This window comes from Bremerella cremea, assembly GCF_039541315.1.
In the GTDB taxonomy this organism is placed as follows: domain Bacteria; phylum Planctomycetota; class Planctomycetia; order Pirellulales; family Pirellulaceae; genus Bremerella; species Bremerella cremea.
In genome coordinates this window covers 1,000,396-1,017,559 of record NZ_BAABFZ010000005.1, presented here as the reverse complement: position 1 = coordinate 1,017,559, position 17,164 = coordinate 1,000,396, and the positions used below count along the sequence as shown (strand labels likewise).

The following is a 17,164-nucleotide window of genomic DNA, read 5'->3' as shown; positions in this document are numbered from 1 at the left end:
TCGGACTAGCTTTCGTCCGAACTTTCTTGAGCGTCCTCGGTGCCTTCCCCCAGATCTTTGTTGAGGGCAGGCATGGCGAAACGAGGCTGATCCTCATCCAGGACGATCTCGTCCATTTCGGCCTGATCGACGTCGCGCCGCAAAAGCAAATAAATCCCGGCGAACACGGCGAAGAAGTAGCCGAAGTCGTACGCACCTACCAGGCGGTTCATGCAGTGAAACCAGAATCGCCAGACCGGTCCCGAGACCGAGTGATCCATGATGGCGACTGTCTGGTCAAGGCCTTGCCCCCAGTGCAGACCCGTCGTCAGAGCAGTCAAAGCAACGCCGACAAACAAGCAGATGGCGAAATGTCCGACGATACCCGCAACAATCGCCACGCAGACATACCACAAATAATGAAACGGACGCTGGGTGACATAGGCGTAGCTACGGCTTAAGGCGTCGAAATGATCGGAACACTCGGTGCTGATCGCTCCCCACATCAGTGGCCAGCCCAGCATCAAAGGCACCATCAACAGAGCAACCCCGAAGGCAGCCATCACGGCAATGAAACCGAAAATGCCCGTTACAATCGCCGCCCAGGCACCAAGCCAGTTGACCAGGCCGAACAGCAAGATGATCAGCATCAACATCGCCACGCCGATCAGGGGGAACAGCGGCGAAAGGAAGTAGCCGAGGAATTTGCGCAGCGAATGGCTCAGTGCCGATTTCATGCCGCAGCGATCGTTGACCGAAAACTCCATCGCCGCGATGCGAGCAATCGCGCCACCAAAGATCGCGAATGTGGCGACATACCACAGGGCATAAAAGATGAAGGCCACGAACCCACGGAACGTGTGAGCGGGGAAGACGCCGCCGAAGGGATTGTGAAACACAAGGCCCGATCGGAAGACACCGAAGATATCGGTTGGGGCTTCGATCGCCAGGGTATCGGCGGCTTCCGGTGGAAAGCTACCAAACAGGTGGCTACCAATCCAAACGCCCAGGCCCAAGACGCAAACGCCAAGGTAGGCCAGAAACAGGACCCGCAGGTAGAAGGCGATTAAGGCTGCCCGGAAGAGGACCAACCAAGGAAACGATTCGTGCCAAGAAATGGCTCGCAGTAGACCGCGCTCCTCCGACATGCAGCTAACTCCTTTGGCCTGCGGGAAATATCAAGCCAGAATTATAGGCGGAGATTCATTGCAGTAAAACGTCACTACAACGAATCTTCATCGTCGTCGAAGCGATCTTCCGGTGGACGATTGGCTTGTTCTTCGAGGTGTTTTTCGATATCGACCGGAAGTGTGTGCTCTTCGTCTAACCATTGTCCCAGGTCGATCTGCCGGCAGCGTTCGCTACAGAAGGGCATCGCCGGCGTAAACTGACTCTCGAATCCATGGCCGCACGTGGGACAGCGGAGTGTTGCCATTGGAGTTTCCTTCTTAAAACGCGCGAGCGTGTTCTAGGACGAACTGCTTGGCTTCGAGTCGCTCTTGGATGACGACGACTTTGACGAATCGCTGCTCTTCGAGCCCTTGTCCGCACTCTTCTTGTACGAATCGCTGCGATAGTCGGTGATATAGAAGCCTGAGCCCTTGAACAGCAGACCACCACCGGTGCTGAACAGCCGACGCAGTTTCTTCTTCTTGCACTCTGGGCACTTGGTCAGTGGATCGGCCGAGATCGACTGGAATTCCTCGAACTTGTGATCGCAAGCATCACACTGGTATTCGTAGGTTGGCATGGTCGGAAGAACCTTACACGGGCCTTGGGAAACGGTTTTCTAACGCCATTATACTCTGCCGCCGCCGTCACGGCTTGCCGAACATTTCACTCCCCAACCTCTGGGGAGTGAAAGAGGCGATGGGATCGATTTATTCGGGAGCCTTGGAAACGATCACCTGGCTCGGACGAACGACGCGGTCGTACATCTTGTAGCCGACCTGGGCGACGTGCAGAACGGTGTTGGGTTCGACGTCGGCGCTCGGCTGCTGCATGATCGCTTCGTGCAGGTTCGGGTCGAAAGGCTGCCCTTGTGCGTCGATCGCCTCGCAGCCACGCTTCTTCATTGCTTCGACGAGTTGCTTTTCGACAATCTTGATCCCTTCGACAATGCCGCCAGCTTGTTCGCCGGTGCCTGCCGATTCGAGGGCTCGCTGCAGGTTGTCGACCACTGGCAGCAAGTCAGCCAGCAGCGGCATGTTGGCGTACTTCAGTTCGTCTTCGCGTTCGCGACGCATCCGCTTACGGAAGTTTTCGAGATCGGCCTGAGCGAGCAGCACGCGTTTTTCGGCGTCGACCAGGTCTTGCTTGAGTTGCTCGATCGGATCGTCCGAGGTGCTGAAGTAGGTATCGGCCGACACGTTTTCTTCGGTGGCTTGCGTCTCACCGGTCGGCTGCGTCGATTCTTGCGATGGATCGTTTTGGGGATTATCAGCAGACACGCTTTTAAGCTCCTTGACCTAGCTTTTCTTCTTGGTGTCGTGTTCTTCGGAAGACGAGAACAAATAGTCTTTGATCGATTCGAGAAATGACTTGCGGTGCGGCGTCACGTTGGTGTGTTCGCGATCGGCCAACTCTCGCAGCAGTTCCTCTTGGCGAGGGTCGAGTTTCTTCGGCACTTCGATGTACGTCTGAACGTACAGGTCGCCTTGCCCGCGGCCGTGAGGATCGGGCATCCCTTTGCCACGCATCTTGAACACCTCGGACGAACCGGAGCCGGCCGGGATGGTGAGCGTCGCAGGGCCATTGAGCGTCGGTACTTCGATCTCGCTACCCAGGACAGCCTGGGTATAGGTGATCGGCATTTTGAGGATCAGGTGATCCCCTTCGCGTTCGAATAGCTTGTGCTTGCGAATCGAAATGTGGCAGTAGCAATCGCCAGGAGGGCCACCATCTGGGCTTGGTTGGCCTTCCCCGGTCAGGCGAACTCGCATGCCGTCGTCGACCCCAGCCGGGATCGAAACATCCATGCTGACCCGCTGTGTGGTGAAGCCATTGCCGCGGCAATCCTGGCACGGATCGCTGATGATTGTGCCTTGGCCACCGCACGAAGGGCAGGTGGTCTGCACGCGGAGAATGCCGGCTTGCTGAACGACTTGACCGGCGCCACCACAGCGATTGCAGGTCTCGGGCTGCGAGCCTGGCTTGGCTCCGCTTCCGCTACAGGTTTCACACGCGACACGGCGATCGACTTGGATTTGACGTTGGACGCCAGTCGCGGCTTCTTCCAGATCGAGCGTAACGCGAACCTGAATGTCGGCACCTTTACGCACGCGTCGGCGGCCGCCTCGACCGCCGCCACGGCCGAAGATGTCGCTGAAGATACCTCCGCCAAAGATGTCGCCGAAAGCTTCCATGATGTCCTCGACATCGTGAAAGTTTGCTCGTTGATTGCCATCGACCCCGGCATGTCCGTACTGGTCGTAGCGGGCTCGTTTATCCGAGTCGCTCAACACTTCGTACGCTTCAGCCGCGGCTTTGAATCGCGTGACGGCTTCGTCGTCGCCAGGATTCGAGTCGGGGTGATACTTGATCGCCAGCTTGCGATAAGCCTTAGAAATCTCACCGCTTGAGGCGGATCGCTCGACTCCCAGGACTTCGTAATAGTCGACTTTCGTTGCCATCGTGTCCTCACGTAGGCGGCGGTAGAAACAAAACGGGCTGGTCCCTGGAAGAGATGCAGCCCGTTGAATTCTTTCGTGCCAGGTGGCCGCCACAAGTCAGCAGCCACCTACGTCGTTGAACCAGGGTTCGGCTTAGCGAACCACGCCTTCAGCCGCACGCTTGCCATCTTCCTTTTCCAGGTTGGTGACAAGGGCTTCGGTGGTCAGCAACAGGCCGGCGATGCTGGCTGCGTTGCTCAGAGCGGTACGCACGACCTTGGCTGGGTCGATGACACCAGCTTTGACCATGTCGACGTATTCGCCCTTGTAGGCGTCGTAGCCGTAGTTGGTCGACTTCTGCTGGACTTCGTCGACAACCACGTTGCCGTCGATGCCGCAGTTGTCGGCGATCTGACGCATCGGAGCTGGCAGAGCCCGCAGGATGATGTCGACGCCGATCTTTTCGTCGCCACGAGCGGACGAACGAGCCTTTTCAACAGCTTCCATCGCACGAACCAGGGCAACGCCACCACCTGGCAGAACGCCTTCTTCAACCGCCGCACGGGTCGCGTGCAGGGCGTCTTCGACGCGAGCCTTGGTCTGCTTCATTTCGGCTTCGGTTTCGGCACCGACCGAGATCACCGCAACACCACCGGAAAGCTTGGCCAGGCGTTCCTGGTACTTTTCGCGATCGTATTCGCTGTCGGTTTCTTCGATCTGACGCTTCAGCTGAGCGATACGCGATTCCAGTGCCTTCTTTTCGCCACCACCTTCGACAATGGTCGTCTTGTCCTTGGTGATGTTGATCTTCTTGGCACGGCCGAGCTGGTTCAGTTGAACCTTGTCGAGCGTGATGCCGAGGTCGTCGCTGATGACAGTACCACCGGTCAGGATGGACATGTCGGCCAGCATCGACTTGCGACGATCGCCAAAACCAGGAGCCTTAACGGCAGCAATGTTCAGCACGCCACGCAGACGATTGACGACCAGGGCGGTCAGAGCTTCGCCTTCGATGTCTTCGGCGACGATCAACAGTGGCTTGCCGGTGTTGCCAACTTGTTCCAACAGAGGAATCAGCTCACGCAGATTGCTGATCTTCTTTTCGTGGTACAGGATGTAGGCGTCTTCCAGCTCAACGTCCATTTCGGCTGGACGATTGATGAAGTAAGGCGAGATGTAGCCCTTGTCGAACTGCATGCCTTCGACGTATTCGACGGTCGTTTCGCGGCTCTTGCCTTCTTCGACCGTGATCACGCCGTCTTGACCGACGCGGTGCAGGGCTTCGGCCAGCAGCTCACCGATCGCGCGATCGTTGTTCGCACTGATCGAACCGATGTTGGCGACGTCATCCTTGCTGTTGACTGGCTTGGCCAGGTTCAGCAGGAAGTCTTCGGCAGCGGCAACAGCCTTTTCAATACCACGACGAATCGCGGTTGGGTTGCTACCGGCAACAATGTTGCGGATGCCTTCTTTGAAGATGGCACGGGCCAGGACGGTTGCGGTGGTGGTACCATCGCCGGCGACGTCCGAGGTCTTGCTGGCGACTTCGTTGACCAGCTTGGCGCCCATGTTTTCGAACCGGTCTTCCAGCTCGATTTCTTTGGCCACGGTCACGCCGTCTTTGGTGACCGTTGGGCCGCCGTACGACTTGTTGATGATCACGTTACGGCCGGTTGGGCCCATCGTGACGGCGACAGCGTCGGCCAGCTTGTCGATGCCCTTGAGCATCTTGGCTCGGGCATGATCCTCGAAAAGCAGTTGTTTTGCCACGCTAAGAAATCCTTATGTAAATAAGACTGAATTCTGTTTTGGGGAAATCTTCACGACGAAGCGAATTGCTTAGTCGTTGACGACTTTCGCCAGGATTTCCGTCTCGCGAAGGATCTTGTACTCGTCGCCATCGATTTCGATGTCGCTACCGCTGTATTTGCCGTAGATGACTTCGTCGCCGATTGCAACCGACAGTTCCGCGCGGCTGCCGCTATCGAGCAGCTTGCCAGGGCCGACGGCCAGGACAGTACCACGTTGCGGCTTTTCCTGAGCCGAATCTGGAAGAACGATACCACCAGCAGTGGTTTCTTCTGCCTGCAGCGGCTGAACGACAATGCGGTCATCCAAAGTTCGAATCTTCAGACTCTTCGCCATGGGTGTTTATCCTTAAAACTTATTCAGGGGTATGTTTGATGTTTTGTAACTTTACTTGAAGACAGAAAGGCGTCGGACGCAGGCCTGATTTACATCATGCCGGGCATGCCCATGCCGCCCATGCCGCCCATGCCTCCCATTCCGCCCATGCCACCCATTCCTCCCATGCCGCCGTGGTCATGGTGATCGTGGTGGTCGCCACCTTCATCTTCCGATGGAATTTCGGTGACCAGCGAGTCGGTCGTCAGCAGCAGAGCCGAGACACTCGCGGCGTTTTGCAGAGCGGTACGAACCACCTTGGCTGGATCGATGACGCCAGCTTCCACCAGGTCTTCGTAAGTACCGGTGTCGGCGTTGAAGCCTTCGGTAGCCTTCTTCTGCTGGCGAACGCGGTTGACGACCACGCCACCGTCCAGACCGGCGTTTTCAGCGATCGTACGCAGTGGGTATTCCAGAACCTTGGCGACGATATCGGCACCCAGCTTTTCGTCTCCTTCGACTGCCAGCTTCTTCAAAGCCTTTTCGGCTCGAAGCAGGGCGATACCACCACCCGGAACGATCCCTTCCTGAAGGGCAGCCTGGGTGGCGCTCTTGGCGTCGACCAGCAGGTCCTTGCGTTCCTTCATTTCGGTTTCGGTCACAGCACCGCAGTTGATCTGAGCCACACCACCAGCCAGCTTGGCCAGGCGTTCCTGCAGCTTTTCGCGATCGTATTCGCTGTCGGTAGCTTCGATTTCAGCACGAATCTGAGCGGCACGACCTTCGATGTCAGCCTTCTTACCAGCACCACCAACGATGACGGTGTCGGTTGCCGAGATCTTGATCTTCTTGGCACGACCGAGGTTCGAGTTCTTGACGCTTTCCAGTTCGATACCCAGATCCTTGAAGATCGCGGTACCACCGGTCAGGGTTGCAATGTCGCCGAGCATGGCCTTACGGCGATCGCCGTAGCCAGGAGCCTTGACGGCGGCAACGTTCAGAATGCCACGCATCTTGTTGACAACCAAGGTTGCCAGGGCTTCACCGTCGACGTCTTCGGCGATGATCAGAAGTGGCTTGTTGGCCTTGCTGATCGATTCCAGCAGTGGAACCAGCTTCTTGGCCGACGAAATCTTTTCTTCAAACAGCAGGATCAGGCAGTCTTCCAGCTCGACCAACTGCTTGTCTTCGTCGGTGACGAAGTGTGGCGAAAGGAATCCGCGATCGAACTGCATGCCTTCGACGAAGTCGACGGTCGTTTCGCTACCGCGACCTTCTTCGACGGTGATCACGCCATCTTTGCCAACCTTCAGGAAGGCTTCGGCCAAGACCTTACCGATGGTCGAGTCGTTGTTGCCAGCGATCGCAGCGATCTGTTCGATCTGCTTCTTGCTCTTTTCGTCGATCTTGGTGGCCGACTTCTGAATGGCTTCGCCAACAGCTTCGGCAGCCTTCAGGATGCCACGCTGCAGAGCCATGCCGTCAGCACCAGCGGCCAGCATCTTCAGGCCTTCGCGGAAGATACCTTCGGCCAACACGGTGGCCGTGGTGGTACCGTCGCCAGCGACGTCGTTCGTTTTGCTGGCAGCTTCCTTGACCAGTTGGCAGGCGAGGTTTTCGTAGACATCATCCAACTCGATGTCTTCGGCAACCGTCACGCCGTCCTTCGTGATCTTGGGGGAACCCCATCCTTTATCCAGCACGGCATTGCGTCCACGCGGACCCAACGTGCTTTTCACAGCACGGGCCAGCTTCGTTACGCCGGCCAGCAGCGGTTGTCGCGCTTCATCTCCAAAGACCATCTGTTTTGCCACGTCTGGAATCCTCCTCTTGTGGGATGAACTGGTTTGACTCGGTCGGCCTCGGTCGAGGGCGGTTCCCTCTCTTGGGCGAGTGGGGCGACCGGTTTATTCCATAACTTGGTTAGTAACCGTTGTTTCGTTTGTTGTCTCAGCGAAGGCCAGATGCACCCTGAGTGCAGATTTTGGCAGACTCTCTCTGAGGCCTGCTAATAGATGCAACTGCCGTGCCGATAACCTAAAAGAGAAACGCAAGTCACTAACTGGTAGTGACTTGCGTTTCTAGTGAAAGATCTTTCAGCGTGACTGGAAGGCTTGTTTGCCAAATTGGCAGGGCGACCTTCCCGGCGACCGAGCTTACATGCCAGGACGGAAGTCGTCGTCGTCCTGGATGCTAAAGAGGAACTCGGCCAACAGATTCGCCGCGTGATCAATATCATCGAGCGAGATCGTTTCGACCGCGCTGTGCATGTAGCGGTTCGGAATCGCGACCAGGCCGGCGGCGACACCAGCACGGGTGGTCTGGATCGCATTTGAATCGTTCGGAGCGGCTTTGCCCAAAGCGGCTATCTGGTAAGGGATCTCATGCTGCTCGGCCACTTCGATCAAGCGATCAACTACCTTGGGGTTCATGTTCGGGCCACGGTAAATCACCGGGCCACGTCCCAGGTAAACTTCGCCCCGTTCACCTCGGTCGATGGTGGGGCAGTCGGTAGCGTGAGTCACGTCGACCGCGATCCCGATGTGAGGATCGATCCCGTGGGCGCTCGTTTTCGCGCCTCGCAGGCCAATTTCTTCCTGAACGGTCGAAACGGCGAAAGCGGCACAGGTCTGCTTTGCTTTCAGCCCATAGCGACGGGCCGCTTCGATCACGACCCACAAGCCGGTGGTGTCGTCCATCTTGGGGGCGAACGCCAGGTTGTTCTGCATCTTCTGCATGCCCAACTGCAGCGTGACCGGATCGCCGATGCGAACCAGCTTCTTCGCTTGGGCTTGATCTTTGGCGCCGATGTCGAGCCACAGGTCTTTCAGCTGAATTGGTGCTTTACGTTCCGAATCGGTGAGCAAGTGGATCGGTTTTCGCGAGATGATCGCGGGGACTTCGCCATCCTTGGTCCAGATTGTCATCTTCTGGCCAACCAATTGAACCGGATCCCAACCACCAATTGTTTGGCAGCGAACGAAACCCATTTCGTCGATTTGCGTCACCAGCAGGCCGATTTGATCGCAGTGACCAGCCATCATCACGCGAACATTGCCCCCGGAATTTACCGAAGCAATCACGTTGCCATGGAAGTCCGTAGCGACATTATCTGCAAAGCCTGCGGCATATTCCCGGACCAGATCCTGAACCGGGGCTTCGTATCCGGAAGGACTGGGCGTGTTCAACATTCGCTCAAAAAACTGAAGCGGCTCGGACTCCATGTTCGGATTGGCTCCTGGAAATCTTGGTTAGTGGGGATACGAAGAACGCGTGGGCCTCGTATATCATTGAAATATCGCTGTGGGCCGGAGACGCGTCTGCGCAACAGCACACATTTAGGCAGTCTATGGCATAGGTGGGTTTGATGGAACCGATTGATCACAAGGATTACGAGTGGAAAACTGTCCTGCGCGAGCTTCGCATCGAGGATTACGATGCGCTGATCGAGATGCAGCGGGCCTGCTTTCCAGGCATGGAGGTCTGGACTCGCGAGCACATCGAAAGCCAGATCAAGACGTTCCCCAAGGGCCAGATTGTTATTGAAATCGACGGACAATTGGCAGCTTCCTCGGGCTGCATGATCGTTCACTACGAACCGAACATGGCATGGCACAACTGGAAAGCCATCTCCGACAATGGCTACATCCGCAACCACAATCCGAAGGGGGACACGCTGTACGGGATCGAGATGATGGTTCATCCCGAATACCGTGGCTTGAAGCTTTCCCGTCGTATGTACGACGCCCGCAAGGAATTGTGCCGCGAGATGAACCTGGCCCGTATGATCATCGGCGGCCGGATCCCTGGGTATCACAAAGTGGCTAACGAGGTCTCGGCGCGCGAATACGTCGAACGCGTGGTGGCGAAAGCGTACTTCGACCCGGTCCTCACCGCTCAAACTGCCAACGGCTTCGCCTTGCAGGGACTGATCCCTAACTATCTGCCGAGCGACGAGGCGTCGTGCGGATATGCCACGTTCCTCGAGTGGCTCAACCTTGACTACAAGGCAGGGGCCAAGCGTCGATTCCATCACCTGGTGGAACCAATCCGCATCACGGTCGTTCAGTACGAAATGCGCGCCATCCGCAGCTTCGAGGAGTTCGCGCAGCAATGCGACTTCTTCCTCGACGTCGCTTCTGATTACAAATCAGACTTTATTCTCTTTCCTGAGTTGTTCACGACGCAGTTGTTGTCGTGCGTTGAACCAACTCGGCCAGGGCTCGCTGCCCGGCGTCTGGCAGAGTTCACGACCGACTATCTCGAGTACTTCTCGGAACGGGCCATCAAGTTCAACGTGAACGTCATCGGCGGAAGCCATTTCGTGCTCGAGAACGACACGCTCTATAACATCTCGTACTTGTTCGGCCGCGACGGTTCGATTGGGAAACAGTACAAGATTCATATCACTCCGAGCGAACGGAAGTGGTGGGGTATCGAACCAGGCGACAAGGTCGAAGTGTTCGACACCGACTGCGGTCGGGTCGCGATTCAGATTTGCTACGACATCGAGTTCCCTGAACTGACACGCATTGCGACGAGCAAGGGAGCCGAGATGATCTTCGTGCCTTACAACACCGACACGCGGCATGGTTACTTGCGAGTGAAGACCTGTGCCCAGGCCCGCTGCGTCGAGAACCAGGTCTACGTCGCGATCTCTGGCTGTACCGGCAACTTGCCATTCGTGGAAAACGCCGACATCCACTACGCCCAATCAGGCGTCTTTACCCCTTGCGACGCTGAGTTCGCTCGGGATGGTATCGCGGCGGAATGCAATCCGAATGTCGAAACGATCGTGATTCACGACGTCGACCTCGAAATGCTGCGACGGCACCGGATGGAAGGTTCGGTTCAGAACTGGAACGACCGCCGGAAAGACCTCTACCAGGTTCGCTTCCTGGAAGATGGCGAACGAGGCTACGTCTAGGCCCCGTTCACGGACAACAATCCACGGCAAGCGTTTCAGGGCTTCGCCGTGGTTTGCGACGGCGAACCGTGGACGGATTTGACTTGCTGGCTGAAGCTCATCAGGTCAGCATTGTCCGTCTTGATCGTGCGTGGTGCCTGCGGATCGTTGGCGGCCATGGCGGCGGCCTCCGGCAGGTTCATGAACCGGCGTACGTTCAGCAGGAAAGGGCCTTCGCGGTGATCGGACGGCGGATCGATCAGGTTTAGCGAGCCGATCTGCGGCTCGAAGATTGCGGCATACAACGTATCGGCAGCCAAGATTCCCTCGGCTTCGATATCGACTTGCTTACTGCCGGAAAGCTTGTTGGCAGCCTTTGCTGCCTGGCGAATGTCCCAGATCCGCATCGCATCGAGCGACTGCCCCAGCAGTAGGTAGCGGCGTCTTGTGTGGATCTCGGCCTTCTTCTCTTGCGTCCACTGCGTTGGACCGATACCACGTGGGGCGAGAACAAACACCGAGGCGTATTGATCGGCATCGGCAATCGGCAGGGGCTCGTTGCCATCACCGGAAGCGAGCTTCGACCATTGTTCCCAACCCGCATCGTCGACGACGACCAACTTGGCCGTCGAAGGTTGATCCTCGTTCGCCTTCGATTTCGTGAACTGCAGCAGCGGCAGGTCGACATGCTTCTGCGTTGTCAACGTATGCTGAGCGACTTGCCACTTGCCGGCTGGCTTCGCTTTACCATTGGCGATTTGGAGAGGTAGCTCCTTTTGCGGCCAGCCTCCGAACGACTTTTCGAGCAAAAGCTGCTTCCACTCGGCCGCCATTTGTTTCCACTCAGCGGGCGAATCTGGGGCTTTCGGTGCGGGGGCGATCGGCACGAACGACTCTTCGATCGACGTGACAATTTCGTCTTCGGGAATCTTGTCGAACACCTTCAATTCTTCAACCGTGAATCGCTTGTCAGCGACATCGGCGATTGGCGGTGTTTTGCCCTGCAGATGCTTCTGCAGCCAATAGAACGCAGGGATCTGCAGCGGCTGAATATCGGCATGCGGACCTGGAACGATCGTCAGAGCGAGGTTCGGGGCCTTGCCGTAGAGCGAATAGATCTTGCGAGCGGCCAGGTGCGTGCGTTCAACCCCTTCGACCGGAAAGATCGGGTCGTAATCGGTGTTGGCGATCATCAGCGGCCGAGGTGCGATCAGGGCTGGCAGCATTGCGTAGTCGAACTGGTAGGTGTTCACCCAGAACATGCAGTCGCAGTGCCCCGAAACGACGCCGTTGACGACGTGGTCTTGCAGATCGGTAATGCCGGCAACGGGAACGGCTGCTTGGATCCGATCGTCGAGTGCGGCGATGTACCAGCTATAGGCACCGCCACCACTGCGTCCTGTGACACCGATTTTATTGGGATCGACGTCATCACGTGATTGCAACAGATCGATGGCCCGAACGCAGTTCCACGCTTCGACCCCGGCCGGAGTGTAGCCGCGGTTGGTCCACCATTGGCCTGAGTCGTCGTAGCTTCCGCGATGCTTGCCGAGAATCTCGCCCAATTGAATTGAATCGAGCGTCAGACAGACGAAACCATTGCGGGCAAACCAGGCACCGTGATGTTGATAGTGCGACTTGTTGCCGTAGCTGACGCCATCTTTCACGACGCGTCCATGGCCACAAAGGTACAAGACCGCCGGGAGTTTGCCTTCCACCTTGGCTGGGCGATACAAGTTGGCAGTCACGTACAAGCCAGGACGTGACTGGAAATGGATCTTCTCGACGACGATCCCATCGCGTTCGAGCGTGCCGGTGGTGGTCGCTTTCAGATCGATTTTCTCGGGCCAAGGTTCGAGGCCCAGCATTTCGCGATATTGCTTGTGAAGCGTTTCCCGCTTGGCTTCCCATTGTTCGATTGAATCGATCTCGTCGAGCGGTTGATCCTGCAGCTTCGCCGTCTGGTCGGCGAAGTATTGGTGGACCATCGAGTCGCCAGAGATTGGCTCTTCGGCGAGGGTAGGTGAGAGGAAAGTAACGGCCAGCAGGGTCGCAAAAGCAAAACGCATCGGCGGCAACTCCGGAGGGAAACTTGTAGGTGGGAGCTACATAATGAAGGGTTGCTCGTGAGTCGTCAAAGAGAAATTGTGGCTTGGAACGAAAAAAGACCAGGACAGATTGCTCTGCCTGGCCTTTTTTGATGTCACGAGTGATTCATGGCGACTATTCGCCCAGAAGCTCTTTCACTTTCGGAGTGATGGCGTCGGCCCACAGCTTGTAGCCGGCCTGACGTGGGTGGAGCAGGTCAGGCATGACTTCCTTCGGCAGCACACCGTCGTCGGTCAGGAACACATCGTTGATGTTCAGGAAGGTGACGTAGTCTTTGTCCTTCATGTCCTTCTCGATGATTTCATTGGCACCATCGTTCAGCTTGCGTAGAGGATCGTCGGTGGTCGCACCACGCGGGAAGATCGCCAGCAGCAGGATCTTCGTTTCTGGGTGCTTTTCGTGCAGCTTCTCGACGATGGCGTTGACGCCAGCGGCGGTGTCTTCCGACTTCTCTTTGCGATGGCCGGTGTTGTTGGTGCCGATCATGATCACGGCGACCTTTGGCTTGTAGCCATCCAGTTCGCCATGTTCAAATCGCCACAAGACATGTTCGGTACGGTCGCCGCTGTAGCCGATATTCAGCGGGTGCATCGAGGCGAAGTTTTCGTTCCAGACTTCTTTGCCGGCATTTTCCCAGCCGTGGGTAATCGAATCGCCAATGAAGACGACGTCGATCTTGTCGGCGTTTTCGATCGTCTTCAGCTTTTCTTCGTGACGAGTCTTCCACCATTGATCCCGCGGCACAGGCTTCAAGGCTTCAATCGGTTCCTTGGTGGCGGCGTCTTCGGCCCAAACCGGCATGGCAAAGGCGAAGGCAAGCATCAAGCACGCAATACAACGCATCGCATATCTCCTGGAGGTGTGACAGTGATGATTCGGGTGGGGTAGGTTTGGCAATGTGTACGGTTTGCCGTGCCATCTAGTCTCCGCGAATGAGGGGCGTGCGTCAATTCCCTGGGCCGTAATTGCCCTTTAAGGGAGGACGGAGGCTCATAAATTGGACTTCCTCGGTCGAAAACCGTACGGCCGATTGACTAAATTTGCCCCATTCCTTACATTGTGGGGTTTCCAGATCAAGAAATCCGACGTCTTGTACGTCGATTACCCAATCACATTCCGAAATCCCTTTAAAGGAACTGTCGCGTGCCGGTCATCAACGAACGTCACAAGGAGCTGAAACGTCGTCGTCATCGCAAGAAGGTTTATGCCAAGTTCAAGGCAACCTTGGCGAAGAACCCAACGAACGACGAACGTCGCAAGATCGCCGATAAGCTCCGCAAGCTGACTCCGGCCGCTGAAGAACTGATCGAACGCTGGGGCCTGTAAGGCTTCAGCCCGCGATCGCGGTTCCCAATGATCTACGAAGAGGCGGTATCCGATAGGTGCCGCCTTTTTGCTGCGCAAGCAGTAGCGGGGCAGGGCGAGCAGTCGGCTCGTTATCTCCTACCGGCTGCTGAGGTGGCTTTGAATGGCCGTGAAGATCTCGTCAGGCTCGGTCATGCGGCCAGTGCCTTCCACGCGGCAGCTTTGCCAGCCAGAGTCAGGGCCGATCATTTGAACGCCGTCCGTGGTCAGTGTCGCCACGTTTCGCTGGACGGCAGGATGGGCCCACATTTCTTTGTTCATCGCAGGGCACATCATCACGTGCCCTGTGAACGCCAGGTAGAGCGTGCTCAGCAGGTCGTCGGCCATCCCATGGGCAGCTTTGGCCATGAAGTCCGCCGAGGCTGGCACGATGCATAGAAGGGCCGCTCGACGCGCAAGTTCGATATGCGCGCCCAGGGGCATGGCATCGTCAAAGAGTTCGGTATGAACCCGCTTTCCGGAAAGCGCGGCCAAGGTGGCCACGCCTGCGAATTGCTGGGAGGCTCGGGTCATCACCACGGTGACATCGACATCTGACTTGACCAGCTGGCTGACCAGGGCAGGTGTCTTGTACGCGGCGATTCCACCGGTGACACCAATGATGACCTTCGCCGGGCTCACAGTTCGTCGCTCATGATGGCGTCGAACGACTTGATCATCACGTCGCTATCGGCGGTGGTGCGCAATTCGTTCGAGGTGTCCAGGAAGATCTTATCCTGCTTGATTTCTTCCAGGACGATTTCCATCTTGTTGTCCGACTTCATGTCGACCAATGGACGGCTACCGGCATTCAATGCGACCAGACGCTTTTGGATCAGCGTCGAAAGCTTGAATCGGCCACCGACCTTCTTGATGATGAATTCTTCTTTCAGTTCTTCGAGCATCGCTCCTCCTTTTCCTGACGGATAATGTCCGCAAGTTGTGTAACGGCATCGTCGGCGGCGTCGGCCATGTTAACCACCCGGTAGCGATACCAGGCCGAGGTTTCCATCTCGTGTTGGGCCGTTGCCAGTCGACGTTGAATGGCTTCTTCTGTTTCTGTGCCTCGGTCTCGAAGTCGGCGTTCTAATTCTTCGCTCGATTCAGGGCTAAGGAAAATCGTCACGGCATCGGGGTACTTGTCTTGAACCTTAGCGGCCCCTTCGACGTCAATCTCCAGCAGGACCGAAATCCCCTCGGCGAGTCGGGCTTCGACTTCACTTCGCAAGGTGCCATACAGATGGCCCGTTCGGAAGACCTCGACGAACTCCAGGAACTGGTCTTCGTCGATCCGCTTCTCGAACTCTTCCTTGGGAAGGAAGTGATAGTCGATGCCGTTTTGCTCTCCATCTCGGGGCGAACGGGTCGTCGCCGAGATGCTCAATTCAATGGCCGGATCTCCCAGTGCCAGCAGCTTACGCACAACCGTCGACTTGCCGACGCCCGAGGGGCCGGAAAGGATGACCAAAATGCCAGGGTTGGTATTCGTCATGCGTCGCAGGTTACTGGGATTCGCGTTTCGGCGAGGACTGCCAGTCAGTCGAAGCTCGCTCATTCGATGTTCTGGACTTGCTCGCGGATCTTTTCGATCGCGGTCTTCATTTCCACGACCGCTTTGGCGATCTCGGCATCGTTCGCTTTCGAGCCGATCGTGTTCGTTTCGCGGAACAGTTCCTGAGTCAGGAAGTCGAGCTTGCGGCCAGTCGACTCTTTCTGGGTCAGGAAGTTCTCGAATTGTCCGAGGTGGCTTTTCAGTCGCACGACTTCTTCCGAGATGTTGACGCGATCGGTGAAGATCGCAACTTCGCGAAGGAGTGTTGCTGGATCAACCGAAACGTCAAATTCTTCCAGGACTTTGTTCACGCGGTCGGTCATGCGATCACGATAGCCGGCGATGACGTCAGGCGATTTGGCTTCGATTTGTTCGAGGTGCGACGCGATCAAGGCGAGGTTCTCTCGCAGATCTTTCGTCGTAGCTTCCCCTTCGTGGCGACGCATCGAATCAAACTTTTCGAGGGCCGTCTTGAGGGCTTGTTCGATCACCGGCCAGGCGTTGAACTGTTCGTCGTCACTGTCGCTGTTTTCTTGAACCACGCCAGGTAGTTGCAAGATCGAGTCGATGTGGGGCGTTTCAGTAATGCCTACCTTCGACCCAAGCTTGTGGATTTGTTGGATGTAGCTTTCCAGCACTTCGATATCGATGCGGTACTTATCGGCCGTCACGTCCTGCTTGATACGCAGGTTGATCGTGATGGTACCGCGATTGATATGCTTCCGGGTTACCGCTTCGATCTGCGATTCGAGCCCACTGAAGAGCTCGTTCCCGCGGACCGCCAATTTGAAGTAGCGGTTATTGACCGACCGGATCTCGATCGATACCGAAACCCCTTCAGTGTGCAGGTGGGCATCGCCATAGCCGGTCATGCTAAGCAGCATGTTGGGGGATCTCCAGTTGAGTGCGATGCGATGGGAAGGGGGCGAATGAAACGATAAAAACTTCCCCAAGAGTTTCTCGGGGAAGTTTGCAGAAAACGTCTTCGATCGGGCTCGAGAACACTAAGAAGCAGGCTTCTCTTCGGTCATCGGAGCTTCTTCGGTTGCTGGTGCGGCAGCTTCCGCGGCGGGGGCTTCGGTCGATTCCCCGGCTGGTGGTTCGAGGTTCTCGGCAGGCTTGTCAGCCGGTGCGGCTTCGTCCGCTGGCTGGGCACCTTCTTCATCCGATGGGACGGTCAGGGCTGGACCTTCCATGACTGGCGTTGCCGAAGCACCACCGGCCGGAGCAGCGCCGCCGCCAGAGCCCAGTTTGCTCGCACCCGAGTCTTGCAGGCTCATGGTGGCCAGAATGCAGAGCAGAATCCAGAAGACGGCCACGACGATGGTAATCTTCGTGAAGACGTCACCAGCCTTGGCACCAAAAGCGCTTTGACCGCCAGCACCACCCAGGGCACCGGTCAGACCGCCACCGCGACCACGCTGCACGAGCACGACCATGATGAGGAAGACCGAGGTCATGAAAATCAGCGGGCCAAGGATGTATTGAAGAAACCCGAATAGGATGGGACTGGTCATGACTGGATACTTCTGAAAACGT

Annotated in this window: 18 protein-coding genes; 2 read left to right on the top strand and 16 right to left on the bottom strand. The window is 56.8% G+C overall.

Annotated elements, in window-relative coordinates:
* Positions 1-5: 5 nt before the first annotated feature.
* The 9 genes from ABD890_RS20945 to ABD890_RS20905 all read right to left on the bottom strand — a co-directional run bounded on the left by ABD890_RS20945 (position 6) and on the right by ABD890_RS20905 (position 8,938).
* Positions 6-1,127, bottom strand: coding sequence for a hypothetical protein (locus ABD890_RS20945; RefSeq protein WP_345094229.1), 1,122 nt, complete (start codon positions 1,125-1,127; stop codon positions 6-8).
* A 74-nt stretch (positions 1,128-1,201) separates the two neighbouring features.
* A complete protein-coding gene (gene yacG, locus ABD890_RS20940; RefSeq protein WP_345094227.1) occupies positions 1,202-1,414 on the bottom strand; it encodes a DNA gyrase inhibitor YacG in 213 nt (70 codons plus the stop codon).
* Positions 1,415-1,447: 33 nt separating this feature from the next.
* Positions 1,448-1,729: an FmdB family zinc ribbon protein gene (locus ABD890_RS20935; protein WP_345094225.1), complete on the bottom strand. Its 282-nt coding sequence runs from the start codon at positions 1,727-1,729 to the stop codon at positions 1,448-1,450.
* 130 nt (positions 1,730-1,859) lie between these two features.
* Entirely contained in the window at positions 1,860-2,429 is a 570-nt protein-coding gene (grpE, locus tag ABD890_RS20930) for a nucleotide exchange factor GrpE (protein WP_345094223.1), read from the bottom strand.
* An 18-nt stretch (positions 2,430-2,447) separates the two neighbouring features.
* Positions 2,448-3,611, bottom strand: coding sequence for a molecular chaperone DnaJ (gene dnaJ, locus ABD890_RS20925; protein WP_345094221.1), 1,164 nt, complete (start codon positions 3,609-3,611; stop codon positions 2,448-2,450).
* 132 nt (positions 3,612-3,743) lie between these two features.
* Positions 3,744-5,360, bottom strand: a complete 1,617-nt coding sequence (gene groL, locus ABD890_RS20920) for a chaperonin GroEL (protein ID WP_425548494.1) — start codon at positions 5,358-5,360, stop codon at positions 3,744-3,746.
* Between the two features lie 69 nt (positions 5,361-5,429).
* Positions 5,430-5,735 (bottom strand): co-chaperone GroES, encoded by a 306-nt coding sequence (locus ABD890_RS20915; protein ID WP_345094218.1) that lies wholly within the window; start codon positions 5,733-5,735, stop codon positions 5,430-5,432.
* An 89-nt stretch (positions 5,736-5,824) separates the two neighbouring features.
* Positions 5,825-7,528, bottom strand: a complete 1,704-nt coding sequence (gene groL, locus ABD890_RS20910) for a chaperonin GroEL (protein WP_425548493.1) — start codon at positions 7,526-7,528, stop codon at positions 5,825-5,827.
* A 342-nt stretch (positions 7,529-7,870) separates the two neighbouring features.
* Positions 7,871-8,938, bottom strand: a complete 1,068-nt coding sequence (locus tag ABD890_RS20905; protein WP_345094217.1) for a M42 family metallopeptidase — start codon at positions 8,936-8,938, stop codon at positions 7,871-7,873.
* A gap of 143 nt (positions 8,939-9,081) precedes the next feature.
* Here ABD890_RS20905 and ABD890_RS20900 point away from each other — a divergent pair, with 143 nt between their 5' ends.
* Complete coding sequence (locus ABD890_RS20900; protein ID WP_345094215.1) at positions 9,082-10,641, top strand: GNAT family N-acetyltransferase; 1,560 nt, start codon at positions 9,082-9,084, stop codon at positions 10,639-10,641.
* 35 nt (positions 10,642-10,676) lie between these two features.
* On the opposite strand, the gene ABD890_RS20895 is transcribed toward ABD890_RS20900, so the two are convergent.
* Positions 10,677-12,689 carry an alpha/beta hydrolase family protein gene (locus ABD890_RS20895; RefSeq protein WP_345094214.1) on the bottom strand — a complete coding sequence of 671 codons (2,013 nt, stop codon included), beginning with the start codon at positions 12,687-12,689 and terminating at the stop codon, positions 10,677-10,679.
* 154 nt (positions 12,690-12,843) lie between these two features.
* Entirely contained in the window at positions 12,844-13,572 is a 729-nt protein-coding gene (locus tag ABD890_RS20890; RefSeq protein ID WP_345094212.1) for a platelet-activating factor acetylhydrolase IB subunit, read from the bottom strand.
* Positions 13,573-13,872: 300 nt separating this feature from the next.
* On the opposite strand from ABD890_RS20890, the gene ABD890_RS20885 reads away from it, so the two are divergent.
* Positions 13,873-14,055, top strand: coding sequence for a DUF6800 family protein (locus tag ABD890_RS20885; protein WP_345094210.1), 183 nt, complete (start codon positions 13,873-13,875; stop codon positions 14,053-14,055).
* A gap of 117 nt (positions 14,056-14,172) precedes the next feature.
* On the opposite strand, the gene ABD890_RS20880 is transcribed toward ABD890_RS20885, so the two are convergent.
* The 5 genes from ABD890_RS20880 to secG form a co-directional block, all read right to left on the bottom strand.
* Entirely contained in the window at positions 14,173-14,715 is a 543-nt protein-coding gene (locus ABD890_RS20880) for a flavoprotein (protein ID WP_345094208.1), read from the bottom strand.
* Positions 14,712-14,978, bottom strand: coding sequence for a DNA-directed RNA polymerase subunit omega (locus ABD890_RS20875; protein WP_345094206.1), 267 nt, complete (start codon positions 14,976-14,978; stop codon positions 14,712-14,714). Before ABD890_RS20875 ends, ABD890_RS20880 begins: the two co-directional genes overlap by 4 nt.
* Positions 14,963-15,628, bottom strand: coding sequence for a guanylate kinase (gene gmk / locus ABD890_RS20870; RefSeq protein ID WP_373356275.1), 666 nt, complete (start codon positions 15,626-15,628; stop codon positions 14,963-14,965). The genes ABD890_RS20875 and gmk overlap by 16 nt, the downstream gene beginning before the upstream one ends.
* Positions 15,625-16,509, bottom strand: coding sequence for a YicC/YloC family endoribonuclease (locus ABD890_RS20865; protein WP_345094204.1), 885 nt, complete (start codon positions 16,507-16,509; stop codon positions 15,625-15,627). The genes gmk and ABD890_RS20865 overlap by 4 nt, the downstream gene beginning before the upstream one ends.
* A gap of 120 nt (positions 16,510-16,629) precedes the next feature.
* The gene (gene secG / locus ABD890_RS20860) at positions 16,630-17,142 is read right to left on the bottom strand and encodes a preprotein translocase subunit SecG (protein WP_345094202.1); all 513 of its coding nucleotides are present in this window, start codon (positions 17,140-17,142) and stop codon (positions 16,630-16,632) included.
* Positions 17,143-17,164 lie beyond the last annotated feature (22 nt).

Bases quoted from the DNA above. Each gene is read 5' to 3' on its own strand.
- dnaJ (WP_345094221.1), bottom strand. From the start codon at position 3,611: ATGGCAACGAAAGTCGACTATTACGAAGTCCTGGGAGTCGAGCGATCC.
- yacG (WP_345094227.1), bottom strand. From the start codon at position 1,414: ATGGCAACACTCCGCTGTCCCACGTGCGGCCATGGATTCGAGAGTCAG.
- ABD890_RS20935 (WP_345094225.1), bottom strand. From the start codon at position 1,729: ATGCCAACCTACGAATACCAGTGTGATGCTTGCGATCACAAGTTCGAG.
- ABD890_RS20905 (WP_345094217.1), bottom strand. From the start codon at position 8,938: ATGGAGTCCGAGCCGCTTCAGTTTTTTGAGCGAATGTTGAACACGCCC.
- ABD890_RS20900 (WP_345094215.1), top strand. From the start codon at position 9,082: ATGGAACCGATTGATCACAAGGATTACGAGTGGAAAACTGTCCTGCGC.
- gmk (WP_373356275.1), bottom strand. From the start codon at position 15,628: ATGAGCGAGCTTCGACTGACTGGCAGTCCTCGCCGAAACGCGAATCCC.
- ABD890_RS20895 (WP_345094214.1), bottom strand. From the start codon at position 12,689: ATGCGTTTTGCTTTTGCGACCCTGCTGGCCGTTACTTTCCTCTCACCT.
- ABD890_RS20915 (WP_345094218.1), bottom strand. From the start codon at position 5,735: ATGGCGAAGAGTCTGAAGATTCGAACTTTGGATGACCGCATTGTCGTT.
- ABD890_RS20875 (WP_345094206.1), bottom strand. From the start codon at position 14,978: ATGCTCGAAGAACTGAAAGAAGAATTCATCATCAAGAAGGTCGGTGGC.
- ABD890_RS20890 (WP_345094212.1), bottom strand. From the start codon at position 13,572: ATGCGTTGTATTGCGTGCTTGATGCTTGCCTTCGCCTTTGCCATGCCG.
- secG (WP_345094202.1), bottom strand. From the start codon at position 17,142: ATGACCAGTCCCATCCTATTCGGGTTTCTTCAATACATCCTTGGCCCG.
- ABD890_RS20865 (WP_345094204.1), bottom strand. From the start codon at position 16,509: ATGCTGCTTAGCATGACCGGCTATGGCGATGCCCACCTGCACACTGAA.
- ABD890_RS20945 (WP_345094229.1), bottom strand. From the start codon at position 1,127: ATGTCGGAGGAGCGCGGTCTACTGCGAGCCATTTCTTGGCACGAATCG.